The 14,775-nt window shown below is 32.7% G+C and carries 13 protein-coding genes; 7 read left to right on the top strand and 6 right to left on the bottom strand.

What is annotated here, in order from left to right; translation table 11 throughout:
- Positions 1-18: 18 nt before the first annotated feature.
- Positions 19-1,194 carry a GlmU family protein gene (locus tag EV144_RS18965; RefSeq protein ID WP_134150722.1) on the bottom strand — a complete coding sequence of 392 codons (1,176 nt, stop codon included), beginning with the start codon at positions 1,192-1,194 and terminating at the stop codon, positions 19-21.
- Between the two features lie 372 nt (positions 1,195-1,566).
- Positions 1,567-1,821: a type B 50S ribosomal protein L31 gene (locus EV144_RS18960; protein WP_011921626.1), complete on the bottom strand. Its 255-nt coding sequence runs from the start codon at positions 1,819-1,821 to the stop codon at positions 1,567-1,569.
- 264 nt (positions 1,822-2,085) lie between these two features.
- Here EV144_RS18960 and EV144_RS18955 point away from each other — a divergent pair, with 264 nt between their 5' ends.
- The 5 genes from EV144_RS18955 to EV144_RS18935 all read left to right on the top strand — a co-directional run bounded on the left by EV144_RS18955 (position 2,086) and on the right by EV144_RS18935 (position 8,190).
- Positions 2,086-2,616, top strand: coding sequence for a DUF4199 domain-containing protein (locus EV144_RS18955; protein ID WP_134150721.1), 531 nt, complete (start codon positions 2,086-2,088; stop codon positions 2,614-2,616).
- An 8-nt stretch (positions 2,617-2,624) separates the two neighbouring features.
- Positions 2,625-3,581, top strand: a complete 957-nt coding sequence (locus EV144_RS18950; RefSeq protein WP_134150720.1) for a glycosyltransferase family 2 protein — start codon at positions 2,625-2,627, stop codon at positions 3,579-3,581.
- A 138-nt stretch (positions 3,582-3,719) separates the two neighbouring features.
- On the top strand, positions 3,720-5,447 hold the full coding sequence (locus tag EV144_RS18945; RefSeq protein ID WP_134150719.1) for a phospho-sugar mutase: 1,728 nt from the start codon (positions 3,720-3,722) through the stop codon (positions 5,445-5,447).
- An 81-nt stretch (positions 5,448-5,528) separates the two neighbouring features.
- The gene (locus EV144_RS18940) at positions 5,529-7,358 is read left to right on the top strand and encodes an ABC transporter ATP-binding protein (RefSeq protein WP_134150718.1); all 1,830 of its coding nucleotides are present in this window, start codon (positions 5,529-5,531) and stop codon (positions 7,356-7,358) included.
- 130 nt (positions 7,359-7,488) lie between these two features.
- Positions 7,489-8,190: a DUF2971 domain-containing protein gene (locus tag EV144_RS18935; RefSeq protein ID WP_134150717.1), complete on the top strand. Its 702-nt coding sequence runs from the start codon at positions 7,489-7,491 to the stop codon at positions 8,188-8,190.
- A gap of 183 nt (positions 8,191-8,373) precedes the next feature.
- Here the strand turns inward: EV144_RS18935 and EV144_RS18930 are convergent, their stop codons facing one another.
- From EV144_RS18930 to EV144_RS18915, 4 genes are read right to left on the bottom strand one after another with little or no spacing between them, the layout of a single operon-like run.
- On the bottom strand, positions 8,374-9,096 hold the full coding sequence (locus EV144_RS18930; RefSeq protein ID WP_134150716.1) for a hypothetical protein: 723 nt from the start codon (positions 9,094-9,096) through the stop codon (positions 8,374-8,376).
- 43 nt (positions 9,097-9,139) lie between these two features.
- Positions 9,140-9,763 (bottom strand): hypothetical protein, encoded by a 624-nt coding sequence (locus tag EV144_RS18925; RefSeq protein ID WP_134150715.1) that lies wholly within the window; start codon positions 9,761-9,763, stop codon positions 9,140-9,142.
- Positions 9,760-12,225, bottom strand: a complete 2,466-nt coding sequence (locus tag EV144_RS18920; RefSeq protein ID WP_134150714.1) for a carboxypeptidase-like regulatory domain-containing protein — start codon at positions 12,223-12,225, stop codon at positions 9,760-9,762. Before EV144_RS18920 ends, EV144_RS18925 begins: the two co-directional genes overlap by 4 nt.
- Before the next feature lie 11 nt (positions 12,226-12,236).
- A complete protein-coding gene (locus EV144_RS18915) occupies positions 12,237-13,931 on the bottom strand; it encodes a M23 family metallopeptidase (protein WP_243854708.1) in 1,695 nt (564 codons plus the stop codon).
- Positions 13,932-14,111: 180 nt separating this feature from the next.
- On the opposite strand from EV144_RS18915, the gene EV144_RS18910 reads away from it, so the two are divergent.
- Both EV144_RS18910 and EV144_RS18905 read left to right on the top strand, forming a co-directional pair.
- The gene (locus EV144_RS18910) at positions 14,112-14,402 is read left to right on the top strand and encodes a hypothetical protein (protein ID WP_134150712.1); all 291 of its coding nucleotides are present in this window, start codon (positions 14,112-14,114) and stop codon (positions 14,400-14,402) included.
- 5 nt (positions 14,403-14,407) lie between these two features.
- Positions 14,408-14,701 carry a cell division protein ZapA gene (locus tag EV144_RS18905; RefSeq protein ID WP_056246511.1) on the top strand — a complete coding sequence of 98 codons (294 nt, stop codon included), beginning with the start codon at positions 14,408-14,410 and terminating at the stop codon, positions 14,699-14,701.
- The last annotated feature ends 74 nt before the right edge of the window (positions 14,702-14,775 follow it).

Here is a 14,775-nt window from a genome sequence, read left to right as displayed (position 1 = left end):
AATTATCTAATTTGAAGCTTAATCTTTTCTCCATTTTTTAGTTTCCTCAAAAACGTGTTCTAAAATTGCTTGTTCTGTTTCATCAAAATCGATATTTCGTCTTGATAAAACTAAACGCGCTGTTTCAAAAGCTTTTTTGGTTACGTAAGTTGTAAAACCTGATGCACCGCCCCAAGAAAAACTTGGCACAAAGTTGCGAGGAAAACCAGATCCAAAAATATTGGCACTTACACCAACAACAGTTCCGGTATTAAACATGGTATTGATACCACACTTACTATGATCTCCCATCATTAAACCACAAAACTGAAGTCCGGTTTTGGCGAATCCTTCTGTTTCATAACTCCATAATTTTACTTCTTCGTAATTATTTTTCAGGTTCGAATTATTAGAATCAGCGCCAATGTTGCACCATTCACCTAAAACAGAATCACCTAAAAATCCATCATGTCCTTTGTTTGAATTGGCAAAAAGAACAGAATTCTTTACCTCTCCTCCTATTCTGGAACCTACACCTACGGTTGTTGCTCCGTAAATTTTAGCATTTAGCTTTACTTGTGCATTTTCGCATAAAGCAAAAGGACCACGAATTACAGTTCCTTCCATAATCTCAGAATTCTTACCTATATATATAGGTCCGGTTGAAGCATTAAGAGTAACAAACTCCAGCTTTGCTCCTTCTTCGATAAAAACATTTTCTGGCGCAATTACATTAACACTTTTAGGAATTGGCTGTGATTTCCTGTCTTCTGTTAAGTATTTAAAATCCTCACGAATTGCGGCGTCATTTTTAGAAAAAATATCCCAAGTATGTTCAACTGTTAAACAGTCATCATTATATTGAATAATTTCATAAGAATCAAAATCTACTTCTTCTTGATTTTCTGATGCAAAAAAAGCAATTACATCATCGCCTTTAAAAATCGCCTGGTTTACTGTTAGATCAGAAATCAAATCAACAAGCTTATCATTTGGCAAATAAGCAGCATTGATCATGACATTTTCTTCTAACTCGACCATCGGAAATTTTTCCGATAAATACTCTTCTGTAATTGTTGTTATGGTTGAACCTAAACGTGCTTCCCATTTTTGACGAATGGTCATAATTCCGATTAAAATATCAGCAACAGGTCTGGTAAAAGTAAAAGGAAGTAGAGTATTCCGGACGGGGCCGTCAAAAAGAATGTAGTTCATAAATTAATTTAATATTTGTTAAAATTTTGAGTTGGTTACCTGGCTCAAAGTTACAAATATTTTATTTGTGTTATTTATGCTGTAGTAGATATCGCATATTTTTTTACTGCAAAACTTTACAGTAAAATCAGCCACAGATTTCACAGATTCAAAGGATTTCTTTTCACGCAGATTTTAAAAGATTAAAGCAGATTTAATATGATTTTATTTATTTTATCTTTACAAATCTGCTTTAATCTTTTAAAATCTGCGTGAAACATTTAGCTTCAATAAAAAAGAAATCTCTTAAATCATTTTAATCTTTGGCAAAAAAATTAGCATAAAAAAAGCCTTCCAAATCTGGAAGGCTTTCTGTATAAGTAAAAACAGCTATTATTTTTTAGCGTGTTTTGCATATTTAGTTTTGAATTTATCAATACGTCCTGCAGTATCGATAAGTTTAGATTTACCAGTATAAAAAGGGTGAGATGTTCTAGAAATCTCCATTTTTACAACAGGATACTCAACTCCGTCAACTTCAATTGTTTCTTTTGTATCTGCAGTAGATTTAGTGATAAAAACGTCATCATTTGACATGTCTTTAAATGCAACTAATCTGTAATTTTCTGGGTGGATTCCTTTTTTCATCTTTTCTTTTATTTATTGTTTGGAGTACTTTTATTCTGAAGCTTTTTCATGGTTAGAAAAAGGTGTAAACTACAGCACTCTTTTTTGTTTAAAAATTTAATTATTTTTGAGTGTGCAAATTTACATTTATTTTTCAATAAACAAATCTTTTAATCAATATTTTTAATAGCTGCTTCATTTGTGTCAATATTTTTAATATATATCTGACTTTTGTATATATGGTAATTGCTATATTTGTGGATTAATTTTAAACATCTAGAAAATATGATTAATGAAGTTATAAAGAAAAATGGTATAAATTACGGTGTAATTATCGGAATTACATCTGCATTTGTTACAGCTAGTATCTATGCAATCGATTTGAATTTATTCGTTTCATGGTGGGTTGGACTAGTTGGAATCGTTATAAACCTTACTATTGCCATTATTTTACTTTCTAAAACTAAGAAAGAATTACAAGGCGTTTTTAGTTTTAAAGATGCATTTACAACTTACTTTATAGCTGCCGTAATTGGCGTTCTTATTTCTACTTTATTTAATATTCTTTTATTTAACGTTATCGATCCGGCCGCTAAAGATACTGTAAGCGAATTGATGATTAGATATACTGCTGGAATAATGCAAAAAATGGGAGCTCCTGCTTCGGTTATTAATGAGAATATTGCTAAAATGAAATTAAACAATCCGTTTTCGACTATCGAATTGATTAAAGGCTGTGCTTTCTCTATTATTTTCTGCGCAATTTTTGGATTAATTTTGGCAGCGTTTTTCAAAAGCAAAACTACACAAGAATAAAAATATAAATGAATTTATCTATACTTATACCACTTCTAAACGAGGAGGAATCACTTAAAGAACTCTATGCGTGGATTATTAAAGTGATGCAATCTAACAATTACTCTTATGAAATCATTTTTGTAGATGATGGAAGTACAGATAATTCTTGGGAAATTATTGAAGGTTTTTCTAATGAAAATTCGAATGTAAAAGGTATTCGATTCATGAAGAATTTTGGAAAATCTCAGGCTTTACACGCTGGTTTTGCAAAAGCAAAAGGTGATGTAATCATTACTATGGATGCCGATTTGCAGGACAGTCCAGATGAGATTCCGGGATTGTACGAAATGATTACGGCTCAAAAATACGATTTGGTTTCGGGTTGGAAAAAGAAACGTTACGACTCTGTTGTAGCAAAAAATTTACCTTCAAAATTATTTAACTGGGCGGCCAGAAAAACTTCTGGCGTTGAGCTGAATGATTTTAACTGTGGACTTAAGGCGTACAAGAATGTTGTGGTGAAAAACATTGAAGTTTCGGGTGAAATGCACCGTTACATTCCTGTTTTGGCTAAAAACGCAGGTTTTGCAAAAATTGGAGAAAAGGTAGTTATTCACCAGGCGCGTAAATACGGTGAAACAAAATTTGGAATGGAGCGTTTTATAAACGGTTTTCTGGATTTGATCACAATTTGGTTTTTATCACGTTTCGGGAAAAGACCTATGCACCTTTTTGGCGCTATGGGTTCTATAATGTTTATTATTGGTTTTTTGTCTGCGGGATACATTGGAGTTTCAAAACTATATCATATGTATAATGGCATGAGATATAGTCTGGTTACTAACAACCCGTGGTTTTTTATTGCATTAACTACAATGATTTTAGGAACTCAATTGTTTTTAGCCGGATTTCTTGGTGAAATTATTTTGAGAACTAAAAATAATGAAGAACGTTATAAAGTTTCCCGAGAGGTTAATTTTTAACGTAAATGCCTAGCCCTGATAGGAGCGGCATTTTTTTGTGGTCTCGTTTGTAACGAGACGACAAAAGATATAGCGGACAGCAGGATCAGCTCCTGAAAAAATCTTATCTTTAATTACATATTAAAAAGAAATTTAAAAATGAATATAGCACCGAATATACTAAATGCTGTAAATGAATGGCTGACGCCTGCATTTGACAGCGAAACACAAGCAGCTGTTAAGGAATTAATGACAACTTCGCCAAAGGAACTTGAAGAAAGTTTTTATAAAAACTTAGAATTTGGAACTGGCGGAATGCGTGGCGTTATGGGTGTTGGTAATAATAGAATCAACAAATATACGCTTGGAAAAAACACTCAGGGTTTATCGGATTATTTGCATGAAGTTTTTCCTAACCAACCTATAAAAGTAGTTATTGCGTACGATTGTCGTCATAACAGTAATACTTTGGCAAAGGTTGTGGCTGATGTTTTCTCAGCAAATGGAATTCAGGTTTACTTGTTTTCTGATTTACGTCCTACTCCAGAATTATCTTTTGCGCTTAAATATTTAGGTTGCCAATGCGGTATTGTACTTACTGCTTCGCACAATCCACCAGAATATAATGGTTACAAAGTATATTGGGAAGACGGCGGACAAATTGTACCTCCACAAGATGCTGCGATTATTAATGTTATCGAAAATTTGAGCTACGATAAAATTAAATTTAATGCTAACGAAAGTTTGATTAAATATATTGACACTGAAATTGACAAAGCGTTTGTTCAATCGTCTATAGAAAATGCGAGTTTTAATACTCCGGCAGAAGCCAAAGATAATTTACATATTGTTTTTACTTCTTTGCACGGAACTTCTATAAAATCTGTTCCTGATACTTTGTCTCAGGCTGGTTATAACAATGTACATATTGTTCCAGAACAAGCTGTTCCAGACGGAAATTTCCCGACTGTAAAATCTCCAAACCCAGAAGAACCAGAAGCTTTGACTATGGCTTTGGCTTTGGCAGACAAAACAAATTCTGATATTGTTGTTGGAACTGATCCTGATTGTGACCGTTTAGGTGTTGCTGTTAGAAATAACGAAGGCAAAATGATTTTGCTAAACGGAAATCAGACGATGGTTTTAATGACTTCGTTTTTATTGAAACAATGGAAAAAAGCCGGAAAGATTAACGGAAAACAATTTGTTGGTTCTACTATTGTTTCAACTCCGATGATCATGGAATTGGCAACAAGTTATGGCGTAGAATGCAAAGTTGGTCTTACAGGTTTTAAATGGATTGCTAAAATGATCAAAGATTTTCCTGAACTGCAGTTTATTGGCGGTGGTGAAGAAAGTTTTGGTTTTATGGTTGGCGATGCAGTTAGAGATAAAGATGCGGTTGCGGCTACATTATTAATATGTGAAGTTGCAGCTCAGGCAAAAGCAGCCGGAAGTTCTGTTTATAAAGAACTTTTACAGCTTTATGTAGAAAATGGTTTTTACAAAGAATTTTTGGTTTCGCTGACTAAAAAAGGAATGGAAGGTTTGGAAGAAATCAACCAAATGATGATTAATTTACGTCAAAATCCTTTGAAAGAAATCAATGACGAAAGAGTAATTATGGTTGAAGATTATCAATCATCTATTGCTTTAAATTTATTGACAGGAGAAGAGTCTACAATGGATATTCCTAAATCTAATGTATTGATTTATTATACTGCGGATGGCTCTAAAATTTGCGCAAGACCAAGTGGTACTGAGCCAAAAATTAAATTCTATATCAGTGTAAATGCAGAATTAGAATCGGTTTCAGATTTTGATGCTGCCGAAAGTTTCTTAGATCAGAAAATAAAAAACATCATTGCAGATATGCAATTGAGTTAAATAGCTTACACAAATTTATATCCAAACCCGACAAGTTTTTTAAGCCTGTCGGGTTTTAATGGTAAAATAACAATCTAATAAATGAGTACTTTCAAAAAAATAGTTCCTTTTATCTATCCGTATAAAAAATACGCATTCTTAAACATCTTTTTTAATGTTTTGTATGCCCTTTTTAGTACGCTTTCTTTTGTGGCATTAATTCCAATGCTTCAGGTTTTGTTTGACCAGACAAAGGAAAATAAGATAAAACCTGTATATCACGGAATTTTAAATCTTCAGAAATATGGTGAAGATTATCTGAGCTATTATATTACTACAACGAAAGGCGATCATGATCCGGGTTACATTTTATCTGTAATGGTAGCGATCATAATTTCGATCTTTTTACTAAAAAACTTAGCCGATTATTTAGCTATGTTTTTTATTACTTTTTTACGAAATGGAGTTTTAAAAGACATGCGAAATGCGATGTACAAAAAAACACTAGATCTGCCTTTGGCTTTTTATTCTGAAAAAAGAAAAGGAGATGTTATCTCAAGAATTTCTGCAGATGTAAACGAGGTGCAAAACTCATTTCTTGCTATATTAGAACTTATTGTAAAAGAACCTTTAACGATAGTTTTTACCATAACGACTATGTTAATCATTAGTGCGAAGCTAACGTTATTTGTTTTCGTTTTTATTCCGATTTCCGGCTACATTATTTCATTAATCGGAAAACAACTTAAAAAACAATCTACAAAAGCACAAGAAGAACAAGGAACATTTTTATCTACTATAGAGGAAACTATTGGCGGATTAAAAGTAGTTAAGGGATATAATTCTGAAAATTATTTTAATACTGTTTTTAGAAATTCAACAGAACGTTTCTTTACATTATCTAACAGTATTGGTAATCGCCAGAACTTAGCTTCGCCTGCGAGTGAGTTTATGGGAATTACGGTAATCGCAATTTTGCTTTGGTACGGAGGTCAAATGGTTTTGATTGACAAAACGCTTGCCGGCGCTTCTTTTATCGCGTATATGGGATTGGCTTATAACATTCTTACGCCTGCAAAAGCGATCTCTAAAGCTTCTTACGGAGTAAAAAGAGGAAATGCCGCTGCAGAACGTGTTTTAGAAATTTTAGATCAAGAAAATCCAATTGTTTCTAAACCTGATGCAATAGAAAAAACATCCTTTGATAATAACATTACAGTTCAAAATATCAACTTTAAATACGAAGAAGAAACGGTTTTAAAAGACTTTTCTCTTACGATTAAAAAAGGACAAACTGTAGCTCTTGTTGGTCAGTCTGGAAGTGGAAAAAGTACGATTGCTAATTTACTGACTCGTTTTTATGATGTAAACGACGGAACTATTTCTATTGACGGAATTAACATCAAAGACATGAATCTGCAATCGCTTCGCAGCTTAATGGGATTGGTAACGCAAGACAGTATTTTATTTAATGATACAATTAAAGCAAATATTTCTTTAGGAAAATTAGACGCTACAGATGATGAAATTATCGAAGCGCTAAAAATTGCTAATGCTTACGAATTTGTAAAAGATCTTCCAGCAGGAATTTATACTAATATTGGTGACAGCGGAAATAAACTTTCTGGCGGACAAAAACAACGTTTATCTATTGCCCGCGCAGTTCTAAAAAATCCACCGATTATGATTTTGGATGAAGCTACATCTGCATTGGATACAGAAAGCGAGAAATTTGTTCAGGTTGCTTTAGAAAATATGATGCAGAACAGAACTTCGATCGTGATTGCGCATAGACTTTCTACAATTCAAAAAGCAGATACAATTGTCGTTATGCAAAAAGGAAAAATCGTTGAGCAAGGAACTCACGAAGAGTTAATTGCACAAAACGGAACTTATAATAAACTGGTAACAATGCAGTCTTTCGAATCTTAAGATTCAGCTTTATTACCAAATTAGATTTACACAGATTAAAGAATTATTAAAACTCATTTTAATTTTTTTAATCTGTGTTTATTTTTTTAACTTAGATACAGATAACGATTTATCGCTTAAATCACTGCCAATGTATCTTAACAATCCCAACATAAAACTGCCGGAAGATCCAGATACTGTTGTTTGGAAATACTTAGACTTATCTAAATTTCTTGATTTACTGCTTTCGCGAAAGTTATTTATGTCGCGTTCTGATAAATTTGAAGATCAGTACGAAGGCACTTTTAGCGAACCTACTTACGAGGAGATTAAAAAACTCGCAATCGATAATCCCGACTTTTTAAATTATTACAAAACACACCGAGAAAAAGTAGCTATAAGCAGCTGGCATATTAACGAATATGAATCTTTTGCAATGTGGCAGATTTTCACTCAAAACAGCGAAGGTTTAGCAATTCAGTCTACAATTGGAAGATTGCAAAAAGCATTAAAACCAGAAAATAATTTTGATCAGTATATTGGCGAGGTAAATTATATCGATTACAGAAAAGAATACATTCCGTTTGATGATTTGTTTTTTCCGTTTTTATTCAAAAGAAAAAGTTTTCAATACGAACGTGAAGTCCGTATTTTAACTGATACTTCCAAAAGTACCATAAAACTAAATGACGGATTGAAAATCAATGTTGATATCAACCAGTTAATTGAAAAAATATACATTCATCCTAAATCTGAAAACTGGTACAAAAAGCTAGTAATCGAATTGGTAGAAAGATTAGATTTTGGTTTTGAAATCGAAAAATCTGATTTAGAAAGTGATATATTAATCTAAGATACTAAGGTTCTAAGTTTCTGAGGTACTAAGATTTTTTAATTCCGCGGCATAAAAAAAACATTTGAAAAATTAAGACTTAATTTTTCAAATGTTTTTTTTAAAGTAATAATATAATCGTTTTGATCTATATAATTTGTGTCAAAAAAACTTAGTACCTCAGAAACTTAGAACCTTCGCATCTTAGATCGGCTTATAAGCCTTCACTTCCCATTTTTTAGAAGCTAAATCTATATAGTTATAATGTAATACATCGTTTTTATCAAACTGTCCGTTTTGGTTGGTATCTTCAATTGTTCTAAAATACAAACGGCTTTTAGAATCAATTAAACTCCAATCTACTAATTCCTGAAAATCTTCAGAAACCTTTGTGAAATTTTCTCCGCTGATATCACTTAAATACAATGTTTTAATATCACTTGTATCAATTTTTCCGTCTTTATTGGTATCTGCATCAGCCAGCGTATAAACTACAACTTGGTTTTTAGTTTTATCGGCAACGGGTTTTAAATAAGTAGCTGTTAAAATCAAAACAGGTTTATCTGTTAAAGCATGAATTGAATCTGAATCTACTTTTTGAAATTTTAGATTCTGCAAATAACCTGTAATTTCATATTCGCCTAAATTCGAAATTGTAAAACTTACATCATTTACACTCGAAGATCCGTAACGGGCTTTTGATCCTTTTTCGTACACTCTTAAATCTCCAACCGGATGAATTAAATAATTGGTTCCTTCCATCTGAATTGGCAAATCTGCCACTTCTATCTGTGTAGAATCAGTTTTAGGAAGTACACCAGCTTTACTGGCTGCATCATAAATTACTTTTGGCTTTTGAACTTCCTCACGACAACTTCCTAAAGTTCCGATGATTACTAAGGCTATATATTTTAAATAATTTTTCATCTGCATCAATTATATTCGGTTATCAAATATAGGGTTTTTGATTTTAATATTTATTTTTATTGAATTTTACTAGAGCAAAGATATTGAGAAGTACAATGCCGAAATAGCCAAGAAATAAAATCCAATAATTTTTATAGTTATCCTGAAGCTTTCTATATTCCTCCTCTCTTTGTCGCTTTCCCCAACTGTGATCAATATAGCAGATACAGGATTTCTGTGCTTTTTCTTTAATTGTTTCAACATCTTCACGTTTGGGACGTTCAAAAATCCAAATGTCATCATTATAAAGCATCCAAGTTGAAATATTTTCTGTATAAAGAATATCTACAACTTCAACAAAAACCTCGTAATCCATTTTTTTTCCAAAATGAACTCTAATTCCATTAATTGTATCATTATCCCTTCTTAGTTTTTTCAAAGAAAAGCGTAATTTATTTAAGCTGTCATTATTATATTTTATAGATCTTTCAAAAGCAAAAACTTTATACTTTCTTAAATCTTTAACCTTATTTGTTATAAAAGATTCATTATTTCTAAAGTTCACATCTAATCCCTTAATATCATGAAGATAATCAGTTTGATAAAAGTGAAGCAAAAACAATAACGGAATAAAAATCAAAGAAATCAATCCAGGAACATAAAAAATTCTCTTCCGTTTTTTTATCATAACCTCGCATTCAACTTAACGTTAAAAACTCTTGAAGTCATATAATTTGGAATTGCATATTGATTTTTGGAATACACATCGCGTACCCAGGTATTCGTAATAGCGTTTTGATTGTTGAAAATATTAAAAATTTCAAGACCAATAGATAATTCTTTAAAGTTTTTAAGCCAGCTTGTTTTAGTAAGCTGCGTACTGCTGTCAACAAAAACTTTAGCAAAACCAATATCGGCTCTTCGGTAATCATTAAGTCTGTTTTGATATAAATAGGGATCAGAATAAGAAGGCGATCCACCTGGCAGGCCAGTATTGTAAACTAGATTTAAATATACTTTTACACTCGGAATATTGGGCATATAATCCTGAAACAACATTGCAAATTTTAAACGCTGGTCTGTCGGACGCGCAATATATCCTTTGTCTTCGTAATTTTCTTCTGTTTTTAAATAACCAAAACTTATCCAGGATTCTGTTCCGGGAACAAATTCTCCATTCAGTCTAAAATCTAAACCTTGTGCATACGCTTTTGCATTATTATTGGCAACATAGCGAATTCTAACATTATCAATAGAATACGTATTTACATCCGAAAGTGATTTATAATACACTTCTGTAACCCATTTAAATGGACGATCCCACATTTTAAAATTATAATCGTTACTCAAAACAATGTGTACTGATTCTTGTGCTTTTACATTTGGATTTACAACTCCGTCTAAATCTCTTAATTCTCTATAAAAAGGAGGTTGATAATACAATCCGCCCGAAAGCCTGAAAATCATATCTATATCCCAATCTGGTTTTATGGCAAATTGAGCTCGCGGACTAAAAACGATTTGATTTTTTCCTTCAACAGCGGCGCCATCAACATTCCAACTTTGGAAACGAGCCCCAAGATTATACCAAACCTGATTGGAACCTAAATCTGCTTTTTGATTGAATTGTGCGTAACCCGAAAATCTATTTATGGTATTGAAATTCGTTGCGCGAACATCCTGATACGGCAATAAAGGCCCTGTATAAGGTTCGTAAGGCTGATTGTTTTCTGGTAGATTAACAATTGGCGGATTTATAGAAAACCCTGCCGAATCTATTACTTCCCACTCTACTACTCTATCACGAATAGATTCTCTAGTGTATTTTAAACCAAATTCTAATTGGCTGTCTCTCCATTCCTTAAAACCTTTAATTTCGATATTAGCGATTAAAGCGTCTAAATCATTTCGGGCATGATTCAATTGTGAACCAATACCACGAGTAAACTCAACATCATCAATTGTGGTCGCTTCATCTGAGTTTGCATTTCCTAATCGGTATTGTGCCAAAATATCAAAGTGCTCTTCTTCTGTAGTATGAAATAAAGAGCCTATTAATTTTAAAGTAAAATCGGGAGAAACTTTGTAAGTCGTTTTTAAAGCACCAAAATAAGTATCGTATTGGTCTCTTTCTTTTCCGTCATAATAAACCGCAAGCGCCATTGGCTGATCTATTGTTCCAAATTTCGTTTCGCGTGTTAAAGGCTCATATAAATATTTATTCTGCGAAATATTTCCTAAAAAGCTCATTTGCCATTTTTCTGAAATATCATAATTAATATTCGTCTGAACATCAACAAAAGTCGGCGTATAATTGGTTTCTGTATCCTGACTATTAACGAGCAGACTATTATTTCTATATCTAAATCCGGTCACGGCAGACCATTTTTTATTTTTAGAAACAAGATCAACAGAAGCACTTCCTCCCAATAAACTCGCTTCTAATGAAGCGCCAAATTCGGTTGGTTTTCTATAAGTAATATCTAAAACAGACGATAATTTATCACCAAATTTTGCCTGAAATCCACCCGCAGAAAAATCAACATTCTGCACCAAATCGGTATTGGTAAAACTTAAGCCTTCCTGCTGTCCTGAACGAATTAAAAACGGACGGTAAACTTCGACTTCATTTACATAAACTAAATTTTCGTCGTAATTACCACCGCGAACTGCGTATTGCGTACTCAATTCGTTATTTGAATTTACGCCGGGAAGTGTTTTTAAAATATTTTCGATTCCGGCATTGGCACCTGGAATTTTCTTTATAGTAGTTTGATCGATATTTACAATTCCCTGAACCCGTTTTTTGTTTTTCGAACTTACAAAAACTTCTCCCATTTGTTCTTGGGAATTGTTCATAACAGGATTAAAAATAAAAATTTCATTCGGTTTTAAACTAACCGTTAAACTCATCATTTTTAATGAAATATGAGTAAAAATTAAGGAAACTTTTTTGTTTGAAGGCACATCAATTTCGAAAACACCATTTGAATCCGATTGTACCGAAACTCCTAAAGAAGAAACATTTACATCAGCAACCGGATGATTTTCGACATCTAGAATAACTCCTTTTATATGTGCTTTTTGAGCAAAAGAAATATAACTTATGCATAAAAAAAGAATCCCGAATATTAACCGTTTATTATTCAAATGCCTGGGTTTTATTTTTGTTGACTTCTAAAAAAATGAGTTTCAAAGATAGTAGAATTACCTACATTATCAACCACTTCAATTTTTAAATCATTTGCTCCTTCTGCCAAAAGTGCATCATCAAAAACATGCGTGATCTTTCTGGTTTTATTTTCATATTCAAACAAAACCCAGTTCCCGTTTAAGTAACCGTTATAAGATTTTATTCCCGACAGTGAATCGCCAATAGTAAATTCAACTTTTTTAACATCACTAATCCATTTGTCCTGAATTGGTTTTGCAATTGTTATAACTGGCGGAATAGTATCTAACACCAAACCATATTGTCCTAAAACTTTTGCTTTAGCAGTATAAACATTTCCTTTTCTTATCGTTCCGTTATAACTTCTGCTGTTTCCGGAGATTTTGGCGATAAAAACTTTATCTTTCAAAGATTCAGCATAAGTGCTGTCTTTTATGGTAATGGTAAAATTTGAATGTACCGGAACAATATCTTCATGAATATAAATGCGATTGTTTTTTACATCAAAATCCATATTAAAATCGTCATAAAAAGTTCCTGTAGGAAAAAACACAGACATGTTATCTTTTTCAAAATTGGAATCTTTATTGTATCGAATGAAATATTTTGAAGTTATTGGCGCTTCTTCTACAACCGGCGCCGCGTTATCATATTCTATCGGAACATTCACAGTACTTAAATTTCCGAAATAATCAGAAACTTCAATTCTGTATGCTGAGGCTAAATTTGGTTCTGCCTTAACAATACCTCGCAGAGAATCTGTTTTTATAATGCTTAACGCAAAAGGTGTTTTCATGAAAAGTTTCTGCACACGCTGTCCTGATTTTTTATATCTCGGATAATCTATCAATGCATTTACATATCGCATTTCATCAAATGAATACGTATTAAACTGATAATTGAAATTTGGGTCACCATTCACGAAAGTGGTAACATTAAAAACGCCGTTTTTGTTGTGAGAAACATCGTCATTATCAACAGCATTAATTCCAAAACCAATTCTTCCGTTAGCTTTTACTTTTCCGGCCAAATAAGTTCCGTCTTTTTGAAGCGCCATATTTAATAATAAAGGCTGTTTCGATTGATTAACGGTTGAATTATAAAGCGGATAAACATACAAACTTGAGATTGTAGGCTTTTTGGTGTCTTTTAAATTTTGATCAAAACCAAAAAATATAGGATTAATTACGAATTCTGTTTTTGAATCGCGAATTTCAAAATGCAAATGCGGTCCTTCCGAAGAACCCGTATTTCCCGAAAGGGCAATTAATTGTCCTTTTGTAATAGGAAGTTCGTTTGGTTTAGGAAAAAACTCAATTTCATACGCTTTTGCGGCATAATGTTCTTTTTTTACATAATCCTGAATTGGTCCAACGGTAGTCTGCAAATGTCCGTACACAGAAGTATATCCGTTTGGATGCGTGATATAAATACATTTTCCGTTTCCGAAAGTAGAAATTTTTATTCTCGAAACGTAGCCGTCTGCGATTGCATAAACGTTCAATCCCTCGCGCTGGTTGGTTTTTAAGTCAAAACCAGCATGAAAATGATTGGGTCTTAATTCTCCAAAATTCCCGGAAAGCTGCATCGGTATATCTAGCGGCGGACGAAAATAATCTTTAGGATACTGCGTTTGGGCAAAAATAGAAGTATAAATCAGGAAGGTAAGTATAGATAATCTCATGAGCAACATTTTTGCTAAGATAAAAAATTAACAGGCAAAATCCGAAGATAAAACTCATAAAAACACAATTGATTGAATTTCATCTCATTGCTTATTTTTAATGCAAAAAAATCGATAAAAAATTGCATTAATAAAAAGGAATATTAACTTTGTAAGATTAAGTAATGAATAGGATTTATAATGAGTGTAATTGCAGAAATAATTGATACTCTTGAATATAAAGTCGAAAAGCTTTTTGAGAAATCTAAAGCTTTAGAGAAAAACAATCAGGTATTACGATTAGAATTGACCAAAGCTGCGCAAATTATCCAGAAACAATCTGAAGAAATGGAGGCTTTGAAGAAGCAATATGAAACACTTAAAATAGCCAATTCGTTGCTCGGCAGCGACAATAACAAGAGAGAGACAAAGCTTAAAATAAATTCATTAATTCGCGAAATTGATTACTGTATAGCACAACTATCAGACTAGAAAACATGGACGGAAAGCTTAGAATAAAAATATCAATTGCAGACAGAGTTTACCCGCTTACGGTTGAACCGTCTCAGGAAGAAGGGCTTAGAAGTGCTTCTAAAAAAATTGATGCTATGATCAAGCAATTCGAAGAAAGTTACGCAGTTCGCGACAAACAAGATGTACTGGCTATGTGTGCCCTGCAATTTGCATCACAGGTAGAACAAAAACAAATTGATAACGCTATCGATGGCGAAGAAACCATTGAAAGAATTAAAAGATTAAATTCGCTTTTAGATCAATATCTCGAAAATTAAACGTTCTTTACAGAAACTAAGATACTGCCTACATTAGTTCACAATTGGTAAACTCAACACTAACAATTTAGAAT

This window comes from Flavobacterium sp. 270, from assembly GCF_004368785.1.
GTDB lineage: Bacteria > Bacteroidota > Bacteroidia > Flavobacteriales > Flavobacteriaceae > Flavobacterium.
This window is presented reverse-complemented; position numbering and strand designations above follow the sequence as displayed.

Bases quoted from the DNA above. Each gene is read 5' to 3' on its own strand.
- EV144_RS18965 (WP_134150722.1), bottom strand. From the start codon at position 1,194: ATGAACTACATTCTTTTTGACGGCCCCGTCCGGAATACTCTACTTCCT.
- EV144_RS18960 (WP_011921626.1), bottom strand. From the start codon at position 1,821: ATGAAAAAAGGAATCCACCCAGAAAATTACAGATTAGTTGCATTTAAA.
- EV144_RS18955 (WP_134150721.1), top strand. From the start codon at position 2,086: ATGATTAATGAAGTTATAAAGAAAAATGGTATAAATTACGGTGTAATT.
- EV144_RS18950 (WP_134150720.1), top strand. From the start codon at position 2,625: ATGAATTTATCTATACTTATACCACTTCTAAACGAGGAGGAATCACTT.
- EV144_RS18945 (WP_134150719.1), top strand. From the start codon at position 3,720: ATGAATATAGCACCGAATATACTAAATGCTGTAAATGAATGGCTGACG.
- EV144_RS18940 (WP_134150718.1), top strand. From the start codon at position 5,529: ATGAGTACTTTCAAAAAAATAGTTCCTTTTATCTATCCGTATAAAAAA.
- EV144_RS18935 (WP_134150717.1), top strand. From the start codon at position 7,489: ATGTATCTTAACAATCCCAACATAAAACTGCCGGAAGATCCAGATACT.
- EV144_RS18930 (WP_134150716.1), bottom strand. From the start codon at position 9,096: ATGAAAAATTATTTAAAATATATAGCCTTAGTAATCATCGGAACTTTA.
- EV144_RS18925 (WP_134150715.1), bottom strand. From the start codon at position 9,763: ATGATAAAAAAACGGAAGAGAATTTTTTATGTTCCTGGATTGATTTCT.
- EV144_RS18915 (WP_243854708.1), bottom strand. From the start codon at position 13,931: ATGAGATTATCTATACTTACCTTCCTGATTTATACTTCTATTTTTGCC.
- EV144_RS18910 (WP_134150712.1), top strand. From the start codon at position 14,112: ATGAGTGTAATTGCAGAAATAATTGATACTCTTGAATATAAAGTCGAA.
- EV144_RS18905 (WP_056246511.1), top strand. From the start codon at position 14,408: ATGGACGGAAAGCTTAGAATAAAAATATCAATTGCAGACAGAGTTTAC.